The organism is Sporosarcina sp. UB5, from assembly GCF_050859005.1.
Lineage (GTDB): Bacteria > Bacillota > Bacilli > Bacillales_A > Planococcaceae > Sporosarcina.
In genome coordinates this window covers 141,164-164,236 of record NZ_CP125984.1, presented here as the reverse complement: position 1 = coordinate 164,236, position 23,073 = coordinate 141,164, and the positions used below count along the sequence as shown (strand labels likewise).

At 37.9% G+C, this 23,073-nt stretch carries 22 protein-coding genes; 11 read left to right on the top strand and 11 right to left on the bottom strand.

Features of this window, described 5'->3' with window-relative positions; genetic code table 11:
• Positions 1–48: 48 nt before the first annotated feature.
• On the top strand, positions 49–540 hold the full coding sequence (locus QM454_RS00995; RefSeq protein WP_432360441.1) for a hypothetical protein: 492 nt from the start codon (positions 49–51) through the stop codon (positions 538–540).
• A gap of 549 nt (positions 541–1,089) precedes the next feature.
• On the opposite strand, the gene QM454_RS00990 is transcribed toward QM454_RS00995, so the two are convergent.
• The 3 genes from QM454_RS00990 to QM454_RS00980 all read right to left on the bottom strand — a co-directional run bounded on the left by QM454_RS00990 (position 1,090) and on the right by QM454_RS00980 (position 2,664).
• Positions 1,090–1,629 carry a GNAT family N-acetyltransferase gene (locus tag QM454_RS00990; protein WP_432360438.1) on the bottom strand — a complete coding sequence of 180 codons (540 nt, stop codon included), beginning with the start codon at positions 1,627–1,629 and terminating at the stop codon, positions 1,090–1,092.
• Between the two features lie 78 nt (positions 1,630–1,707).
• A complete protein-coding gene (locus QM454_RS00985; RefSeq protein ID WP_432360436.1) occupies positions 1,708–1,989 on the bottom strand; it encodes a hypothetical protein in 282 nt (93 codons plus the stop codon).
• A 474-nt stretch (positions 1,990–2,463) separates the two neighbouring features.
• Positions 2,464–2,664: a hypothetical protein gene (locus QM454_RS00980; protein WP_432360433.1), complete on the bottom strand. Its 201-nt coding sequence runs from the start codon at positions 2,662–2,664 to the stop codon at positions 2,464–2,466.
• A gap of 518 nt (positions 2,665–3,182) precedes the next feature.
• Between QM454_RS00980 and psiE the strand changes: the two genes are divergently transcribed.
• Together psiE and QM454_RS00970 are read left to right on the top strand one after the other, a co-directional pair.
• Entirely contained in the window at positions 3,183–3,623 is a 441-nt protein-coding gene (gene psiE / locus QM454_RS00975) for a phosphate-starvation-inducible protein PsiE (protein WP_432360431.1), read from the top strand.
• 384 nt (positions 3,624–4,007) lie between these two features.
• Positions 4,008–5,249, top strand: coding sequence for a dicarboxylate/amino acid:cation symporter (locus QM454_RS00970; RefSeq protein ID WP_432363815.1), 1,242 nt, complete (start codon positions 4,008–4,010; stop codon positions 5,247–5,249).
• 112 nt (positions 5,250–5,361) lie between these two features.
• On the opposite strand, the gene QM454_RS00965 is transcribed toward QM454_RS00970, so the two are convergent.
• Positions 5,362–6,297, bottom strand: a complete 936-nt coding sequence (locus tag QM454_RS00965) for a DMT family transporter (RefSeq protein WP_432360428.1) — start codon at positions 6,295–6,297, stop codon at positions 5,362–5,364.
• A gap of 137 nt (positions 6,298–6,434) precedes the next feature.
• On the opposite strand from QM454_RS00965, the gene QM454_RS00960 reads away from it, so the two are divergent.
• Positions 6,435–7,319 carry a LysR family transcriptional regulator gene (locus tag QM454_RS00960; protein ID WP_432360426.1) on the top strand — a complete coding sequence of 295 codons (885 nt, stop codon included), beginning with the start codon at positions 6,435–6,437 and terminating at the stop codon, positions 7,317–7,319.
• 89 nt (positions 7,320–7,408) lie between these two features.
• On the opposite strand, the gene QM454_RS00955 is transcribed toward QM454_RS00960, so the two are convergent.
• Positions 7,409–8,701: a uracil/xanthine transporter gene (locus tag QM454_RS00955; protein ID WP_432360423.1), complete on the bottom strand. Its 1,293-nt coding sequence runs from the start codon at positions 8,699–8,701 to the stop codon at positions 7,409–7,411.
• Positions 8,702–8,908: 207 nt separating this feature from the next.
• Between QM454_RS00955 and QM454_RS00950 the strand changes: the two genes are divergently transcribed.
• On the top strand, positions 8,909–9,733 hold the full coding sequence (locus QM454_RS00950; protein ID WP_432360421.1) for a mechanosensitive ion channel family protein: 825 nt from the start codon (positions 8,909–8,911) through the stop codon (positions 9,731–9,733).
• 119 nt (positions 9,734–9,852) lie between these two features.
• On the opposite strand, the gene QM454_RS00945 is transcribed toward QM454_RS00950, so the two are convergent.
• Together QM454_RS00945 and QM454_RS00940 are read right to left on the bottom strand one after the other, a co-directional pair.
• Positions 9,853–10,545, bottom strand: coding sequence for a YjjG family noncanonical pyrimidine nucleotidase (locus QM454_RS00945; RefSeq protein WP_432360418.1), 693 nt, complete (start codon positions 10,543–10,545; stop codon positions 9,853–9,855).
• Positions 10,546–10,627: 82 nt separating this feature from the next.
• Entirely contained in the window at positions 10,628–11,413 is a 786-nt protein-coding gene (locus QM454_RS00940) for an alpha/beta fold hydrolase (RefSeq protein WP_432360415.1), read from the bottom strand.
• A 169-nt stretch (positions 11,414–11,582) separates the two neighbouring features.
• Here QM454_RS00940 and QM454_RS00935 point away from each other — a divergent pair, with 169 nt between their 5' ends.
• The gene (locus tag QM454_RS00935) at positions 11,583–12,620 is read left to right on the top strand and encodes a hypothetical protein (RefSeq protein WP_432360412.1); all 1,038 of its coding nucleotides are present in this window, start codon (positions 11,583–11,585) and stop codon (positions 12,618–12,620) included.
• 221 nt (positions 12,621–12,841) lie between these two features.
• Here the strand turns inward: QM454_RS00935 and QM454_RS00930 are convergent, their stop codons facing one another.
• On the bottom strand, positions 12,842–13,027 hold the full coding sequence (locus QM454_RS00930) for a DUF2642 domain-containing protein (protein ID WP_432360410.1): 186 nt from the start codon (positions 13,025–13,027) through the stop codon (positions 12,842–12,844).
• Positions 13,028–13,245: 218 nt separating this feature from the next.
• The gene (locus tag QM454_RS00925) at positions 13,246–14,883 is read right to left on the bottom strand and encodes a pyridoxal phosphate-dependent decarboxylase family protein (protein WP_432363813.1); all 1,638 of its coding nucleotides are present in this window, start codon (positions 14,881–14,883) and stop codon (positions 13,246–13,248) included.
• A 386-nt stretch (positions 14,884–15,269) separates the two neighbouring features.
• Here QM454_RS00925 and QM454_RS00920 point away from each other — a divergent pair, with 386 nt between their 5' ends.
• Together QM454_RS00920 and QM454_RS00915 are read left to right on the top strand one after the other, a co-directional pair.
• Entirely contained in the window at positions 15,270–16,103 is an 834-nt protein-coding gene (locus QM454_RS00920) for a DUF2268 domain-containing putative Zn-dependent protease (protein WP_432360408.1), read from the top strand.
• A 45-nt stretch (positions 16,104–16,148) separates the two neighbouring features.
• Positions 16,149–16,307 carry a hypothetical protein gene (locus tag QM454_RS00915; RefSeq protein ID WP_432360406.1) on the top strand — a complete coding sequence of 53 codons (159 nt, stop codon included), beginning with the start codon at positions 16,149–16,151 and terminating at the stop codon, positions 16,305–16,307.
• A 192-nt stretch (positions 16,308–16,499) separates the two neighbouring features.
• On the opposite strand, the gene QM454_RS00910 is transcribed toward QM454_RS00915, so the two are convergent.
• Together QM454_RS00910 and QM454_RS00905 are read right to left on the bottom strand one after the other, a co-directional pair.
• A complete protein-coding gene (locus tag QM454_RS00910; protein ID WP_432363811.1) occupies positions 16,500–17,363 on the bottom strand; it encodes a manganese catalase family protein in 864 nt (287 codons plus the stop codon).
• 150 nt (positions 17,364–17,513) lie between these two features.
• Positions 17,514–18,491, bottom strand: coding sequence for a tRNA dihydrouridine synthase (locus QM454_RS00905; RefSeq protein ID WP_432360403.1), 978 nt, complete (start codon positions 18,489–18,491; stop codon positions 17,514–17,516).
• A gap of 243 nt (positions 18,492–18,734) precedes the next feature.
• On the opposite strand from QM454_RS00905, the gene QM454_RS00900 reads away from it, so the two are divergent.
• From QM454_RS00900 to QM454_RS00890, 3 genes are all read left to right on the top strand, one after another.
• Positions 18,735–19,709 (top strand): ABC transporter ATP-binding protein, encoded by a 975-nt coding sequence (locus QM454_RS00900; protein WP_432360400.1) that lies wholly within the window; start codon positions 18,735–18,737, stop codon positions 19,707–19,709.
• A complete protein-coding gene (locus QM454_RS00895; protein WP_432360397.1) occupies positions 19,696–20,469 on the top strand; it encodes an ABC transporter permease in 774 nt (257 codons plus the stop codon). Before QM454_RS00900 ends, QM454_RS00895 begins: the two co-directional genes overlap by 14 nt.
• A 219-nt stretch (positions 20,470–20,688) precedes the next feature.
• Positions 20,689–22,713, top strand: coding sequence for a cation:proton antiporter (locus QM454_RS00890; RefSeq protein WP_432360394.1), 2,025 nt, complete (start codon positions 20,689–20,691; stop codon positions 22,711–22,713).
• The last annotated feature ends 360 nt before the right edge of the window (positions 22,714–23,073 follow it).

Genomic DNA, 23,073 nt, shown 5'->3' with positions numbered 1-23,073 from the left:
AAACGGGTTACTTTGTTAAAAGGGAAAGATAAAGGAGGAGAAAATCTTTTGGTTCATAAAATTGTATATCCACTATTGGTGTTCATTATTTGTATATTAGTAGCCTTTATTATGTATTTGAATGGTCGAGATAACCCAAATGACTTCTATTACTTACAACTCTCAGGAGAAAGCTCACATTGGAAGCTAACTGATTACCAAATAGAGATAACCCCAGACAATATGAGTTCAGGCAACGGGAAACTATACTTCAAATCAAAGAACGGTAATTACACTACCCAGTATTATGCCTTTAAAATGCGCGCCATTATAAATAATGAAGAAACGTCCCTGCATGGGCAAATAGTATCAGGACCGGAAGATTTTAAAACCGGAGTTAACGTAGGAAGTTATAAAGGTCCAACTCTTATCACGAAAAGTGGAGATCCTATAACGCTCAAAGATGTAGATGAAATATACGCAGTGATTCAATGGGAAGAAAAAGGCAATGGAAAAACACGAGAAGAAACAATTTCATTATATTCTAAGAGCGAGCAATAATCCCATATTGTAGGGGAAAGGAGGGACTTGGAAATTCGCAAACGATTCATAGCACTCGTAACGATTCTAGTCCTTTTTGTTTCAGGCTGTAGCTCACCCCATCAGATTAGCAATAGTGATTTAGAAGAATACAAAGTTGAAAAGACAATAGAAAAATGATTAACCCTCGTTTCAATTACTGGTCGTGATTGAAAGCATCACATTAATCTTAACAGGTTCGGTTGATGGGGAGAAAAGTGCAACTAACCTGAAATGGGGAAAATAAGACCCCTTTTTCCGTGCTCACTAAAGGGATTGCACTGGCCCAATTAAAAAGAGGCAGCGATTGCCACCCCTTTAATTATTTTGCTCCACAATCGCGCCCTATTACGGCAAATAATGTTAGCAACACACTTTGCCAACATTAGAACAGTAGGGAGATGATAATTTGATAACTATGAAAACATCGAAACACGAAATACATAAAGCCCAGTGGTAGGATCTGATCAGGGAACAAAGTGCGAGTGATTTATCAAAGAAGTCCAGAGCCAGGCACCTAACTTATTAGTTTTATAATCCGAGTCTGGCACCTACTTCTGCATACTCTATATCTTTTCTTTCTGCATTCCAATTACCCCCTGTTTGTCCGTCCCATATCGCTCCTGTTTCAACGAAACCGACAGACGCAAACAACTTCCGGACGGCTTCGTTTACCATCCAATATGATGTAGAAACTGCATCGGCTTTTCCTTGTGGAAACGACTTTATGTAATCAATAACTTTCATCATTGCTTGTTTGCCAAATCCTTTGCCTTGATGCTTTTTATCAATCATAAAGCGATTAAGTCCATAAGTAGATTTATCTCCATATTTTTCACATAAAATTGAACTTTCCGCCAGTTTGTAAAATCCAATATCGACATATCCTATGACTTCATCATTGTTGCATATAGCGAAGATCATAGGAGGTTTTTCGTCGTTGAGTATCTTTACATAGGCTTTAGCCAAACAATATATGCTGGAATCCACATTTCCTTTCTGCTCATCTGTTATGCTTAACTTCAACACTGCCTCAAAATTATCGTGGGTAATCTTTCTTAATTCAATCATTTTTCTTCTCTACCTTTCGAAAATATAAATTTAAGTCCATTAACGACACAACAATTGCGCTTGTTTTGAAATATGAACTCAACTATTTTTTCCATTCTTCAAATCATCTACATATTGCATGCCTTCCAGCATTGAAAGACCTAAAGTTTTTCGTGCTATTTTTTCCGCCTTGATAGCCTCTCCTTGGCTAATTAATTTCCTTAATTCATCATTTATCGGGTTTTCCGGGACACCATTTTGTTTAGACAACTGATCAAGGATGTATTTTATCCCTGTAACACGGCGATTGATTTTCCAAACGATGACTATTATCCAAAGAATAGCAATGAAAAACAGTATCTCCATCACGTTAATTTCCATTTCATATCCCCTCACATCTTATCTTCGAAAAATCTATTCCAAATCTTTTCTGTCCCCCATATAACAGGTTCATAATCTCTGAAGATTTCAGTTAATTTTCTTTGTAATCTCTCCATTTTCGGTACTAATATAGTAAACATAGTTGAACATAGTATCTTCAGGTGGGAGTTCGATAGTCTTTATGTATACCGCATAGACTAAAACATCCCTATCATATTTTAGAGAATACACGCCTCGAATTTGTGTCTTCCAATTCTTCGGAATCACTGTTGAGTCATGCTTATCCAGATAAGCCTGTTCCAATGCAACTTTTCGAACTAAAGTACCCATTATTACAGTGAAAGATTATCTAGTTAGAAGCACCTATATATTCTACTAACTCTTCCACCTGGCTCAAAATAGAATCAATATTTCTGTAAACCGTAACTTAGTTTATATAATAGTTCGATATCACTTTTGGTTGAGGCATAGTTATTAAGGCTTTAAAAAATATGCCAGGACAGGAAGTGTAACGACAACAAGTGCACTTTGGAAAAATGTCAAAATAATATCTCTTACCCAAGACTTCTTTTCAGAGGAACGATTCGCTATTCTTTGAAACACAAACAAAGCAGTCCACCAAATCAGGAAAGAAACAGAGATAAAATTAAAACTACCGTAATAATCAACGTACAACTTGACTACCTCCTCTTTTATCAACTAAATGGTTCCGTTTGTTGAATAAGCCGTCCTCTTATCATCTATTTTAGCACATAGTCCTTTGAGTTTATCGACTATTTAGAAAGTGTTTACAAAGAAAGTATTCAACCTATGGATTGAGTCAAGTATTTGTGATGTCTTTTTAGTTACCATGCAGATTAGGATGATGTTGTGTATATTCCAATTGATTGGAATGCAGATCGGCGACTCCTGCGGGAACAGCGCGAGCTGAAGACCCCGCAGGAACGAAGTGACGAGGAGGCTGAAGCCGTGCCCGCGGAAAGCGTCCGATCGGAATGGAAATCAATGGTCTTTGTAGTAGGCTAGAACTTTTACAACCCACCCACAAACATTTTACTCATACGTCATGTTAATATAGTAGTCTTTAATGAATCTCATTGTTCGTTGAATTTTCATACCTTTTGAGAGTATTTACATTGACAAATAAATTTGCTAGCGCTTATAATAAATCACCATCGAAGGGGGGAGCCTAAATGATAAAGAAAAAATATACGCTCGCTTTACAAGTTTTCCCTAAAGTCTTACAAATGTTCTTGAATATTACGCTTGTTATTCTCGCGATTATTTTATCCGTTGTATTAACGAAAGAACTATTTGTCTTTGGTCAACTATTGCTAGCGGGCGATCATACTGACTATAAAACTTACTTAGCGAATATCCTAATCTTCTTTCTCTATTTCGAATTTATCGCGATGATTGTTAAATACTTCAAAGAAGACTATCATTTCCCGCTTCGATATTTTATTTATATCGGAATCACTGCAATGCTAAGATTGGTCATTGTGGATCACGGACATCCGATTCATACGTTAATCTATTCCTTTGTTATTCTAATTTTAATTATCGGCTATTTCATTATTAATATGACGCCGCGTGACCGACCAGACAGCAAATGGTATTTTAAAGGTCGCTAAAGTATGGTTTATTTGTGAAATCACTATTGTTTCGGAATTTGCCACAATTTATACAATAACTACCTTTCTACGCATTTATGCCTGTTATCTAAAGGGTTTCTTTAGATAACGGGCATTTTTATTTTATTTTTTTTGTCGAGTAAATGCTTTATTAAAATAATAAAAAGTACTATTTACCTACCCATCCGATATCGTGTAAACGCTATCACCGCCGAGAAATATCCTATTGAAGGTTTTTTATGGAAGGTTTAAATTCAGATAATTCGTTTATAAAAACTAATTTATTAATGCCTCGCTAGTGAAAAAAACATGTTTATCAATTTGAAAGTCTATGCTAAAGTGAAAAAGTATTAAAAATAGATTGCAGGAGGCTGTAAAATGAAATTGAAGCTTAACCTTGTAACACAAATTTTCATTTCATTTATTTTAGCAATAATACTCGGAGGAGTATTTGGCAGTTCTGTAGACTTTCTCAAACCTTTAGGAGACTTATTTTTAAGATTAATTAAATTCATTATCGTACCGTTAATACTATCAACACTTGTTGTAGGGGTTGCGAGCTCTTCTGATCCAAAACAATTAGGTCGGATTGGGATAAAAACGATTTCCTATTATTTAGGAACTACAGCAATCGCGATTATTATTGGACTTGCAGTAGCATTCATGTTGTCACCAGGAAAAGGTGTAGACATTCCTACTGCAAACTTAGAAGTTCCAGCGGCAGCAGCGGCTGAACCACAAAGTCCAATAACAACATTGTTGAATATTGTTCCGGAAAACCCATTTGCAGCAATGGCAGCAGGGAATATTTTACAAGTTATTTTCTTTGCGCTGTTCATAGGATTAGCGATCACGTTTGTTGGAGAAAAAGCACAACCTGTTTATCGATTCTTTGAAGGATTCGCAGAAGTTATGTATCGAATTACTGGGATCGTTATGAAGTTCGCACCAATTGGGATATTAGGTTTGCTAGCACCAATTATTGGACAATACGGTCTATCTGTTTTGTTGCCATTAATAAAAGTCGTGTTAGCTGTCTATATTGCATGTGTCTTACATGCGATTATCGTTTATTCCACAGCGGTTAAAGTGTGGGGCGGCGTCGGACCAGTTCGTTTCTTTAAAGGAATCTTCCCTGCAGCACTCGTTGCGTTTAGTACAGCAAGTAGTGCAGGTACATTACCGGTAACGATTCGAAATGTAAATGAAAACCTTGGTGTGCCGAATAAAATCTCAAGTTTTGTCTTGCCACTCGGTGCAACGATCAACATGGATGGAACGGCAATTTACCAAGGCGTTGCGGTTGTATTTATCGCTCAATTTTATGGATTAGATTTAACGTTAATGCAGTTAACTACAGTTGTTTTAACGACAGTACTTGCTTCTATTGGAACTGCAGGAGTTCCGGGTGCAGGTATGATTATGCTAGCTATGGTGCTAGCGTCGGTTAACATGCCGCTAGAGGGTATCGCTCTCATTGCCGGAATCGACCGCGTGCTCGATATGATGCGGACTACAGTTAATATCGTTGGCGACGCATCAGCAGCTGTTGTAGTAGCAGGTACAGAAAAAGTTGAAGATCAAGAGCTAGGCGTAGATAGCGAGCTAGTTGCAGCGAAACAATAAAGTTAAATGAATGAAACCGCTAGTAGTCATTTAAAAGTGCCTACTAGCGGTTTTTTTATTTGTAAAATGATGGACTCATAATAAATCTTGCTCGTGCTCTCTACTTATATTGTCATTTATGCAAGGTGTGCTCCCCTAGACGGTTTATTAACTTAACAATGCCTTTACCCGCCAGCAGTTTCTTCATATTCATCTCCGCTGCAAGTACGCCCAGTAACACAAGAATAGCGCCTACATATTGTTTTATCGTAAGTAATTCTCCGACGAAAATGAAAGCAAATATTGCTGCAAATACGGGCTCCAATGAAAAGATCAAACCTGTGCGCGTTGGCGTTGTATATTTTTGTGCAACTGTTTGGCCGATAAATCCAATGGCACTGCAAAAAATGCCTAATGCCAAAATTGCAATCCATGATTCGGTAGTGCCAGGCAGTTGTGGGCTTTCAAACATGAATGAAAAAAGAAGGCCCCACGCCCCCGCAAAACCAAGTTGCAAAACCCCGATAGAAATTGCATCTACATTTTTCGTCACTTTTCCTGTAACAATAATATGTATGGCATATAATAATGCGCCTAGGATACATAATAAATCACCGATTGTGATGTGCAGTGCCCCGTTTAACGTCAACAAAGCAATTCCCGTCAACGACATACAAACACCGATTATCACCTTTTTCTCAGGTTTCTTTCGAAATAACAGTGCCAATAACAGGGGAACAAATATGACCGCAAGACTAAACAAAAATCCAGCGTTTGAAATGGAAGTCGTTTTTAACCCGACTACAACTGAGGACATCGTAAAAAATAACAAGGCTCCTAGTAAAAATCCAATCATCAACGTTTTTCGATCTACTTTAATTATACGCCGGTAAAACACAACAACAGCGACAAGAAAAGCAATCCCAAAACGTAAGGCGATTAAGTTAAACTCTTGAATTGAATGGAGGCCCATTTTCATAAACAAATAGGAAGCACCCCAAAACAACGTTACCATTACCATCATTAGATCCGCCTTTATTTGTAAGCGATCGTCCATTGGTTTGTTCATTTTACATCCCCCAGTTCTATTCGTTTTTTTCTTCAAAAAATTGAATTGTTATGATTATACGTGTAAAGTTTACATAAGAAAAATGAAGATTTTTAAGCCGTTAGTTGAAAAAGTTTCAAGTAAAGGACGTGGGGAAATTGTCGCTTGCCAAATTTGAAGTATTTAGTACAGTCGTTGAATTGGGCAGTTTGAAACAAGCAGCAGAAGCGCTAAATTTAACGCAGTCAGCTGTCAGTCATGCAATTGCCAGCATGGAATTAGAATGGGGATTTACGATTCTCATAAGGGGACGTTCGGGGATTCAATTGACGAGTAACGGGGAACGTGTTTTACAATATATCCAAGAAATATTAAAATGGCATGAACAAATGACGCAAGAAATTGCGAATATTAACGGTCTTGAAATCGGTACGGTACGCGTCGGAACTTTTTCGAGTGTTTCTGTTCAATGGCTGCCGGAAGTGCTTAAAAATTTCAATGCAGATTTTCCCGCAATCGATATTAAATTGTTTGAGGGGGATTACGATATGCTAGAGCATTGGATTGCAACGGGTATGGTCGATTTTGGATTTCTTTCGTTACCAACTTCAAAATCATTTGAAGTGATTCCATTAAAAAAAGACCGCATGCTTTGCATACTCCCCGATGACCACCCGCTTGCATTCGAACAAGAAGTGAGCTTGTCAGACATTCAAGAAGAGATATTCATTATGTCGAAAAAAGGAAGCGATAACGATATAAGGCGCATATTTCAAGAAAACAAAGTCACCCCCCACATTAAATTTGAACTTGCTGACGATCAAGCAATCATTTCAATGGTTCAAAATGGGATGGGCATTAGTATTCTTCCCGAAATGGTTTTGTACCGTGTGCCACAGAATGTTAGCATTGTCGGTTTAAAAGGAGAACATTACCGCTCCATCGGCATCGCCGCACCGTCGTTTAAAACGATTTCCCCTGCTGCCCGAAAGTTTATTGATTACGTAAAAGCACGGCTGGACAATTCCGAAGAAGGACAATAACGTTCAGTGAATTAATAGTTTTAAATGAATGAAAACCGCTATTCGTCTTAGAAAATGACGAGTAGCGGTTTTTATTTTGATTTACAAAACTATCGATTCATCCCAACCGTATCCCAACGAATACAAGTTTCCATTACGAGTGAAATTAGCACCCCCATAATAAAACCATTCGCTAGTAGAGGTTGAAGTATTGCAGGCAAAAAAGTAAATAATTTCGCATCTACCGTCATAAAACTTAACCCAATGAGTACGGGAGTTGCAATTCGATAAATCGTAACGGAGTTAAATGTATAGCCATTAAAACTCTTCAAAGAAGTGCCTAATAATTGAGAGTAAGCAACTAATAATACTGCATTCCCTACAGCCATAGGAAGTGTTGCAAGCATAAGTCCTAGAGGGGGGATAATTCCGATGAGGATAACAAGGCCCCCGCCAATTAAAAAAGGTCTACGATCAAAAATTTGTGTGCTTTCCAAAAATCCTATAGATGAAGCGAAAGGTGCAAAGAGAACAAGTCCAAACAAAGACGCAATGATGGCATAAAATCCAGTCAATAAATAAGAGAATCTGTATTGATTCAAAGATACATTTTCATTAAATAATTTAGATGCAGCCTGAACAGAAGCAACTGTATTACTTAAATTAATGAGACAACCTAAAAAGGTGATAGCAATAATGCTGTACTCCAAATTTGGCGGACCTAAAGGGAACAGAGAGAATGCAGCAATTGCACCATCTGTAACAGGTTTAGCGATTGGGAATAGCAACGCATACACAATCCAACCACCAATCATGCCAATCAATATGGAAAAATCACTCATCACTTTATTTCCAAGTATCTTCATAAGACCGACAACGATTGCAAGGCAAAACGAAAATAGTGTTATATGCCAATTCAACGTTCCGTCTTCATTCATACTCAACATCCCATTGAAAAACATGAATGTTAGTTGAAAAGTTAATAGAAGTAAGTAAACACTCATCACCATTGGACTGAATACTTTTTGAATGAATGAAATTAAATTAAAAGATGCTAAAAGAATCGTTACAACTCCAGCAAGTATCATACCGGTAGCAATTCCACCGCCAATACTTTGTAAACTCAAGCCGAGTGATGGTGCCGATAAACATAAGTTAAGGATAAGACCCCAAATTACGCCTGAAGGACCTTCCATTAAAGGGAACCGGTGTCCGATGAGCCCTTGTAAAATACAGGCACCACCGGTCACGATGAGTGCACTACGAAGAATAGTGGCAATTTGTTCTGGCGGTAAATTGAAAGCAAACCCAATAGAAATAGGGACGACAACAATATTCGCGAAAATGAAAAAAAGCCATTGCACAGAGGCGAATATAGTTGACCAAGATAATAATCTATTCAATTAATCACCTTTCTCTAGTAATAAAAATAACGAAGTAAGTATGCATATTATTCTATCATATAATACTTTAATACTTCTCTACTAATCCACATAGCTAATCTAAAATAAGTTTCGACACATCTCTGGCGATGGCTGTTACTTCATGACCTCTATTTATTTTGGGTATAATAAGCTTGTGATATAGAATATAAAGTGAGGGTTATTAGAATGTTTTACATGGATCTATTCCAGCAAGTGCCCGTAAAAATAGTAACGGTAGCACTGCTGATTTTACTTACGGTTTATTTGACCCGCAAATCAATCAAGCTTTTCTTTGACAAAACGAGCTTTTTGGATGAAACGCGGGAAGAAACATTGAAGCAATTTGCCAAACAGGTGACTAAGGCATTGGGAATCGTGTTCTTCTTCATTTATGTGTTAAGTCATTTCTTTGAACTAGGAAAGCTTTTAACGAGTTCGGTCGTTTTCGTAGGTGCCGTGGCATTGATTTTCCAGCATATTATCCGCGATTATATTATGGGGTTGACCTACTTATTTGAGCGCCAAATCCAGCACGGGGATTCCGTCATTATCAACGGAAAACTTCAGGGGAAAATCGAGGAAATTAGTATGCGCCACTTAAAGATTCGCCAGCAAGATGGCTACCTCTATACGGTCTCCTATAGCAATATTACGGAACTTCAGAACGGGACCCGGGGAATGCGCCGGGTGAACGAAAGCCTTGTCCTCAGCTATACACAAAATCCAGACGATGCTTTCAAGGTGATGGAGGAAGTGGCACAAACATGTAATGAGAAATACGGTGCATACCTATTAATGGATAAGAACGGCGTTCCCGTTGAAAGTTTCAAATCCACCCAAATCACCGAACTGAACGTGGATTTAAAGGGTCACCGGTATTCATTATCAGGTCTTGTGAACGAAGCGGATTTCGTAGAAGCGAGCAGAAATGTTAGGTATGAACTGGCAATGGCCGCCTACGAGACCGGCTTATTAATGGCAGAGAATCACAATGTTAGTCAATACAAATAATGCTGGCTAGGAAGTTTATATACTTCCCTCATACTCTTGGCGAACAATTAGCCCGAGATCGATGCGTCATAATTCGCATCGATACTCGGGCTGTTTGTATTGAAATAAATTCGCTTATATTAAAAAACACTCACCTTACCAAAACTAAACTCGTTCCAACTATGGATTTCATACGTTGGCTCTGCTGCACTCTTATTTTCGTTACGTTGTGGGTTGTACCAACACGTATCAATGCCAAAGTTATTGCCGCCAAGAATATCAGATGATAAGGAATCCCCAATCATAAGAACCCGTGACTTGTCTGTAACGCCTAAACGCGAAAATACATACTCAAAAATATCTGTGTGCGGCTTTTGAGAGCCCGCTTCTTCTGATGTAATGATTGCTTCAAATGTATCTTTCAGAATGGATCTGTTAATTCTAGATAGCTGAACATCTGTGAAGCCATTCGTTACGATTGCGAGTCTGGAACTTCCAAGACTACTGAGCATTTCCGTCACACCGTCAATGAGATGGACTTCCTTGCCTAAGTATTCAAGGTAGGTTTGTCCAAATTTCTCTGCTTCGAGGTCCAGGTTATGTAACTCGAACAAGCGCTTAAACCGTTCTGTTTTCAATGCCTCTGTTGTAATCCGTCCATGTTCTAAATCATTCCAAAGAACACTGCTAATCGCCCGATAACTTTCTCTATAATCTCTCAATCCATTCGGGTAGCCGTTAGACTCAAAAGAATGCGAGAATGCGTTTATCTCACTCTTCTTAAAATCCATCAATGTATCGTCTAAGTCAAATAAAAATAAATCATATTTCATCGAGGGGACCTCCTTTGCTTTAACTAGTGATACTAGCCATTGTAGCAAGGATTGCGCTATACACCAATAGAAACAGACTAACTCAATAGTCAGTCTGTTTGCCATGAGTAGATACAAACTTCTCGATGAGATTGTTCACCGCCACGGCAGCCTTTGTAGGAAGCTGATGTTTTACATCTCCAACAAGTATACACTCGTTGACAGGGAGCAATTCGTGTAATAAATGCGCATAACGATGAAACGCCTTATCTTTTTCTCCATACAACAATAATACAGGGAGTTTAATTTGGTCTAAACGAGCCGTACAGTTATAGTGCAAACTGTATCGATAGTATTGCTCAATATTTTGAGCGTTCCCTTTTTTCGCGTGGTTAAATAAGTTTTTAAACAATTGTCCATTATTGGAATTCGTTAATGATACGGATAACGCAAGAGGTTTATGTGCCTTCCACTCTGCTAGCTTTACCCCGAAAGAAATTTTATTTTTTAATGATGAATCCTTTACTTCTGACAGTGCCCCGATAAGAATGCCCCCTAAAGAGCGGTTCGGGTAGGTCAGCAAAAAATCTAGAGCAATGGAACCTCCAGTTGAGTAACCGCATATAAACGCTTTATCTATTTCTAAATGGTCCAATAGTTGTTTAATATCATGTGAAATTAATGGATACGTCAATGCTTTTTCAGAAAAAGAGCTGTTTCCATGGCCACGAATGTCAAAAATAATAATTTTGAAGTGATTTGATAACTCATTCAGTTGGTAAATAAAATTCATGCTCGTGAGTAGGGGAGGGTGGATGAACACGATAGGGATGCCGTTGCCTTGAACATCATAATACATGTCTACACCGTCTATCGTTATAATCGGCAACGCATGACACCTCCAATAGTAGGGGATTATTTTCCCGGTTTTTTAGCCACGTTTCACTATAAGTTTTAGCGAATAATTTTATTTTATTCTTCAATTGGGCTAGTTGGTAAAGGAGGATTTTGCTTTAAAATAGGCGAATACAAATAGAAGAGGATAAGGGGGGAAGTAAATGAGGAAACTCTTACTAGGAAGCGTATGCTTAGTAGGTATACTTGTCGGTTGCACTAATCCGTCAAACGCAGATCAGTCAAACGCAAACGGAGATCTGACAGAAGAGATTAACGAATTGAAAAAGCAAATTGAGGAACTTTCACTAGAAAGAGATGCTCTTTTACATACTGTAGAGGAGGAAAGGAAAGCGCTCGAGCTAATAATGAATGAACAAGTGAATGATGATTACGCAATGATTGTAGCAAAAGATATCGAAAATTATCCGCAAACGCTTTATAAGACAGTTACCTTGGATTTGGATGGGGATGGCGAAGAAGAAGTAATTGAACTGCATGTGAATGCGGGAAAAACGGAGAGTGGCATCTTTGCTTGGGACGATGGACAGAACTGGTTGTTAGTAGTGAGAGACGGTGAGAAAACCTATCCGCTTTTTGATGATTTTGTTCAGCTAGGATCCATAGATTTCAGCACGGGAAGATTTGATAAGAAACCAGGTATCGTGATGTATATGAGGTCGCATTCTGATAGAACGGTACAGAAATTCACATACGATAAAAATGAAAATGGATATCACAAAGTAACCTTTTATAAAAAAGAGAATACCAACAATCTAGATAATCAACCCGCCTCCTATGCATTTTTTAAGGATGCATACGGTTTAATGGAAATGGCTTTTACAACGAAAACGGTAGCGGTTCTAGAAGCTAGTGAAACTACTCTTCAAGACTCTCAGGAGAGAATGGCGCTCATTTATAAAATCTTAGATGATATTTATAATGCTGAGCGATTGTTCGAGATGGTCGGGGAACTGAATCGAGAGCTGAGCATTTCTTTAGATGGCACCATTGACTTGCTTCACCAAATGGTTAATAAGCCGCCGACAGCAAAGCAAATGAATCAGTTAAGGTCAATTCACGATGTGTTTAAAGAAGTTGGATCAGGCGATTTGATCATTGAAGAGGAGAATCAGATTCACCCGGAGGTTCAGGAGAAACTTCAAAGACTTGAATTCATCCTTACTGGAAAGCAGCGTTAATGTATTCGCAGTTCTATTCTTTACCAATTGGCATATCTGCCACATTAAAAACGAAAAAGCCTGAGATTGGTATTTTATAGGTGAAGAAATTTATTGTTTTGTATGCGTCAAATAGCCCCCATCTGTCATAGATAGGGGCTATTTGTTAACTACGGTGTAGGTGGTTACGATATGGGTTCAAACAAGATCCTTGTTCCAAAACGGGGGGGAAGATACAGGCATTATCCAAACGATTTCGGGTAGGCGAACAAAGAACTAGAATCACGTTCTTGAAGGACAACATGATCAAGCTTCACATCAACAACCATACCGCTAACGGATCCACGAGTGGTATCAAGCACGGCTCTTTTTCCTATTAGACTGCGTAACGCTTCATATTCGAAAGGTTCTACGACAATAACTTGCATAGGACCGTTTGCATTTACGCACGTTGTATTTCAGTTTGAATCTCTGCAATAATTCTTGATATTTATTTCTGTTGATCTACGTTGCTTCGGTGGATTAAATATAATTTATACACTAGGCTTATGTAAACGAAATTTTGACAGAGTTAACTTCATCATCGAAAAGGAAATACATGAAGAAGACAGATAAGATTTAGCTTATCTGTCTACCTATTTTATTATTAAACTAATACTAGTTCATTCGTTTTACGGTAGATTTCCATGTGTTCTTTTAGAAAATCAATATATCGCTCTACTTCTTCTACTGTCGTATAAGGTGATATACTAAAGAATTTATGAGCGTAAACCGGTAATCTAGTCTGATTATCAGCAGCTTGAATTAATCTTAGTTTACTTGTATTCCCAAAGAATACAATATCTCTTTCTAAACCAATTAACTCCGCAAACTCTTCGTTGAATTGATTGATACGATTAATTTCATTAGTATTCAATGATCCGGATAATTCTTCCTCCCAACGAACAGCTTCAGGATAAAATCTAAAAGTTGTAATAGGGGAAACGTCATTCGTAATAGCTACATTTGAAAAATTAGATTTCAGTTTTTCTCTAAATAGGATATTAACTCGAATATAATTTGCAAGTAGTTGTTGATATCCTTCTGTTCCTAATGCTAATAATGATGCGTAGATCCCAATTGCGCTTCCCATTCGAGAACACTCTAGTGTATAACTCGTATGATAACTACCGTATCCACGATTTCCTACGTACGGAGTTTCCGAAGCGTCTAAATCAACATATTTTAGGTTTTCACTATCTTTAACCAAGAATAAGCTAGATGTATATGGAGTTGAACCTAGTTTATGAAAATCAAAAACCATACTATCTGCCAATGTCATTTTAGTGAACTTCTGTTGGTACACTTGTAGTACTTCCACGACCTCTGGTTCAAACATCAGTGGATTAGTAACAAAATCATAATCGTTAAAAAAGGCGTACATTCCACCCATCGCTGAATCGGCATGAATATAGATAGGGGATATGGAATTTGTTCTTTCAAACTCTTGTGTAATGTTTTTAATGCCTTCCAAGTCATCAATTCCAAATGTATCGGTTGTTCCCATTGTTGCTAAAATATAAATCGGAATACCGCCTTTAGATATAACTTCCTCCATTTTTTCCTTTAAATCATCTAAATTCATTGAATGGTCATCGTTCAATTTTACTCGAACTAAATGATTAATACCTATTCCTGTGGCTTCAACAGATTTATATAAGCTGTAGTGAGATAGTTCGGAGCAAAAGACATATAGGTTATTTGGTATACCCGTTTGATTTGAATCGGGTGAATAACGAGCAATTGCAAAACGTAGAGAATTAAATACTGCCCCTTGACCACCCCAGGTTGTATACCCCGTACTTTTATTTGAATCGTATCCAAGTATTTTAGACAACATGCTTGTAATCTTAACTTCTGCACTTGCCGCAGTAGGTCCTTCAACATCCCAAATATTATTACCGTTTATTAAAACCATTACTAAGTTGCCAACAATACTTGCGATATTTGGAAGCGGGGCCGCATTTGCTACGTAGTTTTGATTAACATATCTGTGTCCTTCTACAAGGCTCATTAATTCATCAATTGTTTCATTTATTGAGATACCTTTTTCCGGAATGACAGCCTGTTGAGCCATACGATTGTAATAGTCTTCCGTATAATTTGGCATGTCGCCCAAAGTTAACTTCGACGGATCTTTTAAAGCATCTATTTTATTAATTACTGATTTTAAATGTGTTACGAGTTCGTTTCTTTGTTCTAAATTTCCATCTACGCTTGGGAATAGTTGTTGTAATTGCTTCATAGTTGTCATACATAATGCCTCCAAAAAAGTAATCTCATTAAGAAATCATCATTGCTGTAATTCCTCATATAAATCGATCTTTAGTTGTGTAGATTTGAATTCCACTAATGTTCTTGTAATGACATATTTTTCTTTCTAACCCTTTCTTTTCTGACACACCTGTAAAAATGATACTGGAATACAGAGGTATACACAAAAATTATGGCTTGAAATGTGATATTTGTCTTATAGAATCATGATTCATCTGTCACTTGACAAGTGTTTTTGTTAATAGTTTAAATAATTATATTATTTATAATATAATTAAAGGAGAAAGGTGCAAGAAGGTATTATCAGTTATTTGGGGAATATAACGTAGATTGAGTAAAAAAAAGGGGGGATAAATAGTGTTCCTTGTAAAACAAATAACTCCGACCAAAATCTTATTAAACCATAATTGTCTAGAAGAGTATTTTAAGAAAGAGCTTAGTGACTTAGTTTCCGAAAACTCTTGGATGACCGAATGGGAACAATTAGTTCAACGTTTTCAGTTGCTCAAATTTAAGGAGCTATCCGAAACTGAAATCAAAAGCCTTAAATGGGATGATGACGAAATAGAAAGGATTGTCCATAAGACGTTTCAAAATGTGAGCCAATTTCTGCCCTTCAAGGCGATGCGTATTACAGTAGTACCTGCCCTGCAGTTACCATATTTTCAAGAACAGCCACAATCCATGTGGACCAATGCTTTTACAAATGGACCGGGCAACGTAATTATCGCGATACCTCCTCAACCAGATATTGATTTTCTTCAATATTTACTAGCACACGAATATCATCACGCAAGTCCCGAAAACCCTATCTATCAATTGTCGACAAGTACATTTACATTAGAAGAGTGGTATAAAATGGAGGGGACGGCAGAGTGTTTTGCTCTTTCTTTGTATCCAGATAAGAGATGGTGGAAAGATAACCTTCCGATTGAGATGGAAATCAGGTATTGGAATGAATGTAAGGATCATCTCAAATCGATAGACGATTATCTAAAAGCATCCTTATGTTTCGGGAACCCTCAAAAAGGAATACCGGTTTTTGCGGGATATTCATTCGCTTTAAAAGTAGTATCAAATTATGTATCAACTTACCATCTGAAAGATGTCAGGGAACTATTTTCGGTTGAGCCTTCTGCATTATTAGAGTGTTATGCAACTATCGTTCAAAAAGAGAACAGGTGGATATAGTGGTTATTCGTCTAGAAGAAACTAAGAAAAAGGGGATGGGTAATTATGTATTTTACGTCATCTGAACAAGTTTTAGCTTTTATAGCCATGTTGGTAGGAAGTGTAATGGCAATTTGGCTTATGGGTGAGTTTGCTAATTATGTCATTAACAAGATAACAAATAAAAAGGGGGGAAACGATAAAACAAATAATAACATTGGCTAATATATTCAATTATGGAGGCGGTGGGATTCTACAGTATAAACCACACATTAAGGAACGTGAGTAAAAGTCTCTTTTACATCAAATTTAGACTGTAGGTAAACATTGTGTTTCATGTTTCCTACAGTCTTTTTTGCGTTAGGGATTGAATTTTAACCATCTGGATTATCATGCTTAAAAGATAGGAGCGTGCTTTTACTCTTGTGTATAGTGCGCTGATTCAGTCGATGGAGCAGGTTGCCCAGGAATAGGCGTATTATGAATGTAAGCAGGTGCTTGCTCTAGCTTAGGCACTTGCCCCATCGCTTCTGGATTTGAAATATACTCAAAGTTCGCTTGCTTATCCATACTTGGCCCGGTAGCCCATCTTCCTTGTGAGCTTTCTTCGCCTTTTGAGAAGTTCATAAATGAGTAAGACACTTGCTGCTTTTCAAGATTCTGTGGGAACGTACTTGGAACGATCGGTTTTTGATTTTGTTCTAATTCTTCTATAGCTGCCATCCACTGATTTTGGTGCATCGTATCACGGGCAATTAGAAATGAAAGCATATCTCTAACGCCGGGATCAGTCGTCGATTCATATAATCTAACAACTTGTAACCTTCCTTGCGATTCAGCATTAAGATTTGCACGGAAATCTGCAAGAAGGTTGCCGCTAGCAATTGTATAACGTGAATTCCATGGATAACCAACACTATCCGTAGGGGTCGCGCCTAAACCTGACACAATTACATGTTGAGGGTTCATTCCTCCTAAAACCGCTCCGATTACCGGGTCATTGGCAGCTTGTTCTTGGTCTCTAACAGGAGCACCATCTAGTAACTGCGCAATCATTGTTGCAATCATCTCGACGTGTGCCATTTCTTCTGTTCCTATATCTAATAGCATGTCTCTGTATTTTTCTTCCCCTCGACAATTCCAACCTTGAAAGAGATATTGCATCATCACTGTTATCTCACCAAATTGACCACCTAAAATTTCTTGAAGTTTTTTGGCATATACAGGATCGGGTCTTTCTGGTTTTGCGTTATACTGTAATTCTTTAATGTGGTGGAACATAAAAAATCCTCCTCCCTTATTGTTTTCTTCATCTATTTTGGGCATTTGCAACTAATCTTATGCGTATTACTTTAAATAGCAACAAAAAGAAGCATATTTCTCCAAATGTGGAAAACATGCTTCTTTTTTTTCGGATGAATTATTTTTGACTCAATCCAATTCCATATCTAAAAACGGTTTAACTAAACGACGTACGTCATCCGTCGATTTCGTATTCATCAACTCGTTCCTCAGTTCACTTGCGCCTCTAAATCCACGAATATAGATTTTGAAAAAGCGAAGAAGTGGTTTGAATGGACGTGGTTCAAGTTCAGTTGAATATTTATCGTGAAGATCTAATTGTAAAAGTAATAAATCGAGATACTCTTTCACGCTATGCTCTCTTTGTTCCTTTTCAAAAGCAAATGGGTTCGTGAAAACGCCGCGGCCAATCATTACACCATCCACGCCGTATTGTTCTACTAATTTTAACCCTGTTGCACGGTCAGGGATATCTCCGTTAATTGTTAACAACGTATTTGGAGCAATTTCATCACGTAGTTTTTTAATTTCAGGAATGAGTTCCCAATGGGCTGGGACTTTACTCATTTCCCTTTTCGTACGAAGATGGATGGAAAGATTCGCAATATCTTGTTTTAAAATATGGCCTAACCAATCGCGCCATTCGTCAAGTTCAACATAGCCTAATCTCGTCTTAACACTCACTGGTAGCCCACCCGCTTTTGCGGCTTGAATAATTTCTGCTGCAACTTCCGGACGACGGATTAGACCAGCACCTTTACCGTTTGGCGCAACGTTATGAGCTGGGCATCCCATGTTTAGATCGATTCCTCTAAACCCAAGTTTTTTCATATCGATACTCATCTGTTCAAAAAACTCAGGCTTATCGCCCCAAATATGAGCAACAATCGGTTGTTCATCTTCGGTAAACGTTAAACGTCCACGTACACTATCTCTTCCGTCAGGATGACAGTAACTTTCCGAATTTGTAAATTCCGTGAAAAACACGTCAGGTCGCGCTGCTTCACTTATGACGTGGCGAAATACAACGTCAGTGACATCTTCCATTGGTGCTAATATAAAAAACGGCTTCGGTAACTCAAGCCAAAAATTATCTTCATTACTCATTTTATATCCTCCTTTTGCAACAGAGTGTCATTCATCTATTGCAAAATCCTTTGCTCATCATCAATTTGTTCAATTCGTTTAGTTTAATGCACAAAATACATAATACACTTATTCTCCGTATTTTAAAAGATACCGATGTGAGGAACTGCACACTAACAAATTAATAACTGAAAAGAAGGACAATAGTGTTATTAAGTAGAACTAATATAGAGTTAGCTACTTTGTTAGAAAGGGATGCAATTTATGGAACCGATAATCGAGGTTAAGAATCTAATGATGTCCTATAAGAAAAGGAAGTCAAAGGAATACATTCAAGCTGTGAATGATGTCTCGTTTACAGTCAATAAAGGTGAAATTGTTGGGTTATTAGGGCCGAACGGTGCTGGGAAGACGACGACGATTAAGATGATTTGTGGTTTACTTATTCCGGATGCTGGCACAATTACGATTAATGGCCTGAACAATCGTGAGAAACGGCTCGGAGCATTAAGGCATATTAGTGCAGTGTTGGAAGGGAATCGAAATTTGTACTGGCGATTAACGGTAAGGGAGAATCTTGAATATTTTGCGGGGAACCGAGGTGCTTCACGAAAAGACGTTGCCTTACAAATTGAAGATCTGTTAGAAAGCTTTCATTTAAAAGAGAAGGAGAATGAGCTCGTGAACCGCCTGTCGCGTGGAATGCAGCAAAAGCTTGCAGTAGCTGTTGCAATGCTTGCCGATAGTGACGTCATCTTATTGGATGAACCGACACTAGGATTAGACGTAGAGACGGGGTATGAAATACGTGAAATATTACGAACGATAGTAAACGAGCATAACCGAACAATTATTATTAGCTCACACGACATGAATGTCATTCAAGATTTATGTGACCGTACGGTGATCATTAACGACGGAAAAGTTTTAGTTGATGATGAAGTTGAAAATCTTATGAAGCTATTTGAAGTTCGTGCCTATTCGATAACACTTGGGGACGTTTTGAGTGAGAAACAGCAATATATGTTGCAACAAAAATTTCCGGATTATGAATATATAACGGATTCCATGCAATTTGTCGTCAAGGTTCATTTGACGAAGAGCGATGAAATTTATGAATTATTTGATGTTCTAAAAATGGGTGGAACGCCCGTCGAATCAATTGACCGCGATACGATAAACTTCGAACAAATCTTTATGAAAATTGTGAAGGGGGCAGAGGAATATGTACTGGGCTAACCTCCTAAAGGCAAATGTCCGGAAAGAATATATCGAGTTAATACGTTATATGCCAAATACAATCGCAATGGTATTTACATTTTATTTTATATTTTTAGGAATGTTTACAGGAATCCAGTTGATTGGCGATCCGAGTACACAAGATACGAACATACAATATGCCATTGTCAATTATATATTTTGGTTTTTAGCGATGATGGTGATGAATAGTGTAGGATGGACAATTGCAAACGAAGCAATGCGCGGAACGCTTGAACAGCTTTACATGTCTCCGATGGGCGTCTGGCGTATTATGGCGACGCGGCTCCTAGCAACGACAGCAATATACTTTTTAATTATTGTCGGCTTGCTTTACTTGTCGATGGCAACGACAGGACAATGGCTAAATATTGACGTCATTTCCATAATGCCGATTCTTATTTTAACGCTCATTAGTATGTTTGGCGTTGGATTTATGATTGCGGGAATCTCCATTATCGTCAAGCAAATAGGAGCGTTTTTACAAATACTGCAATTTATCTTGGCGGCTCTAACGTTCATACCATTATCAGTTGCACCATTTTTTGCATTTCTTCCTTTTGTAAAAGGTGTAGATCTCGTCCGCCAAGTGATGATTAACGGTTTCACATTAAGCCAATTTACAGCGGTAGACTTTTTAATTCTTGGTATTAACGCAATTGTATACTCTGTTCTTGGACTTCTATTTTTCTTATTTTGTGAACGAATTGCAATGAAGAAGGGATTACTTGCTCATTATTAAAAGTGATTCATAACCTCAATCACCTCATTATCAAATAGATATGGGGTGTTTTTTGCGTTTTATGAAGAAAATTAATTACAATCCATCTACATTGTCAGACGATTATAAATGATTTTTCACACTGGAACTCTGAAATCAAATATAGTACAGTGTTAATTCGTGAAAAAAATCCATACTACTACTGATACAGTTAGTATTTAAGGAAAGTGAGAGGTTGAAATGAATATACATATTCCACTGCAGGAACCGGTTCTCATATTTGGTTTAGCTGTGTTGATTTTTTTATTCTTTCCTATACTAATGGGGAAATTACGAATGCCTGCCATTATTGGGCCCATTGTGGCGGGAATTATCATCGGACCAAATGGGATCGGATTATTGGCACGTGATTCAACAATTGAGCTGCTTGGCACAGTCGGTTTATTGTTTATTATGTTTATAGCAGGACTAGAGCTCGATTTTGACGGTTTTAAAAAATATCGAAATCGCAGTGTTTTCTTTGGATTAATTTCCTTTGGAATTCCTTTTCTTCTTGGAGTCATCGTAGGATTATGGCTCGATCTTGGTGTACTGTCGTCTATTTTATTCGGTACGATTCTTTCTTCACATACATTACTCGGGTATCCTGCTGTGAGCCGCCTTGGAATTAGTAAAAATAAAGCTGTAACGACAGCAATTGGCGGCACATTATTAACGGATAGCTTAGCTATGCTTGTTTTGGCGATTGTAACAGGTGCAGCTGTTGGCAATTTAACGTTAGGGTTCTGGATGTATTTACTAATTTCAACAGCACTCTTTGCTGCTGGCATTCTTTTCTTGACTCCTTATTTGACGAAGTGGTTTTTTAAAAACTTCAATAATGAGGGAGCTTTAGAGTTTAACTTTGTGATGGCTGTTCTATTCGTCGCTGGAGCCATTTCATTGTTTGTAGGATTGGAGCCAATTATCGGCGCATTTTTGGCCGGTCTCGCTCTTAATCGATATATTTACGATCATGGTCCACTCATGAATCGAATAAAGTTTACAGCGAATGCATTGTTCATTCCGTTTTTCTTATTATCGGTCGGTATGATGATGGATCTACGCGTTCTTATTTCGAGTCCGGATGCGTTGTTAGTAACAGCATTAATTACGATTGTAGGGATTATCGGTAAAGTGGCTGCGAGCTGGATTACAGGTAAAGTGTATGGGTATTCAAAAGTTGAAACTGGGCTCATATTTGGACTTTCTATTTCACAAGCAGCAGCAACATTAGCAGCGACACTTGTCGGGTTTCGTCTCGGGTTGATTGATCAACAAGTGGTGAATGCTGTCATTGTTATCATCTTGCTAACGTGTATTATGGGGCCATATTTCTCTGAAAAATACGCCAAGAAACTGGCGAATTCTGAAGAAAAGTCGGTCGTGGAAGAAACACTTCCTGAACGTATTTTAATTCCGCTTGCGAATCCGAAGACAATGGAGTCACTGATGGATATGGGGTTTGTAGTAAAAAAGGCGCTGAAGACAGATGAACCGCTGTACCCTATAACGATTGTCCAAAAGGATTTAAAACAGGCAAGTGACGAAGTGTCACAAGCGGAAAGAATGCTCGGGCATGCTGTCATGTATGCGTCAGGGGCAGAAGTGCCTGTTAAGTTATTAACGCGGGTCGATCAAAATGTTGGTTGGGGAATTGAGCGCGCTTCTACGGAAGAACAGATTACGACAATCATCGCAGGTTGGGATGGTGTCATCGAAGGTAAAGAAAAGACTTACGGGACAGTCATTGATAATTTCCTTGAACATACGTACCAGCGCTCGCTCATAACAAATATTGGACAACCATTAAATACAATGGAACGAGTAATACTTATTTTGCCAAACAATGTTGTCTATAAACCAGGATTTGAAGACGCATTAGGCATTATTAAGGACATCGGTTCCCAGCTTAGCACAACGATTAAAGGCCTCGTCCTTCGTGATGAAATACGAATATATGAAGAAGTTTCTGGACGAGTGCATCCGTATAGTAAAATTGAGTTTGAAACGATTGACGGGTGGAATTCCCTTTATGAAAATGAGTTAAGCGATGTAAAGTCAACAGATCTTGTCATTTTAGTAAGCGCTAGAAGAGGTACCGTAGCGTGGAATGAAGAACTTGAAATTTTACCTAAGAAACTAGCTTCGTTGAACCACGGTAATTTTATCGTGTTTTATCCAACGGAGAGGAAAGAAACAGACATTCGTGGGTCACGCGGTTAATTCGTTCAAATAATAAATTCGTAACATATACTCGCAAAAGGGCTGTGCAGAAAATCAGTTTTTACTGACGTTCTGGACAGCCTTCTTCATTTCAACCATATTAATCCCAGATAGCAAGTAGTTATTAAAGTTGGTTATTCTGACTTTTTAAATAAAAAATTAGTGTAATTTTTTGTTAATAAAAAAGTGATTGTAATCTGGAAAACTGCCTGCTATACTTTTTTTCATGACATGTCCTAAAAAAGATTTACAAATGAAAGTTACTCTTAACGAATGCGAGTTATTTCTTCAAAGTTATTTTATTGAGGTCAATGAAAGCGTATTCACATATAGGGGTAGTAACTGAACTAAAAAAACTAT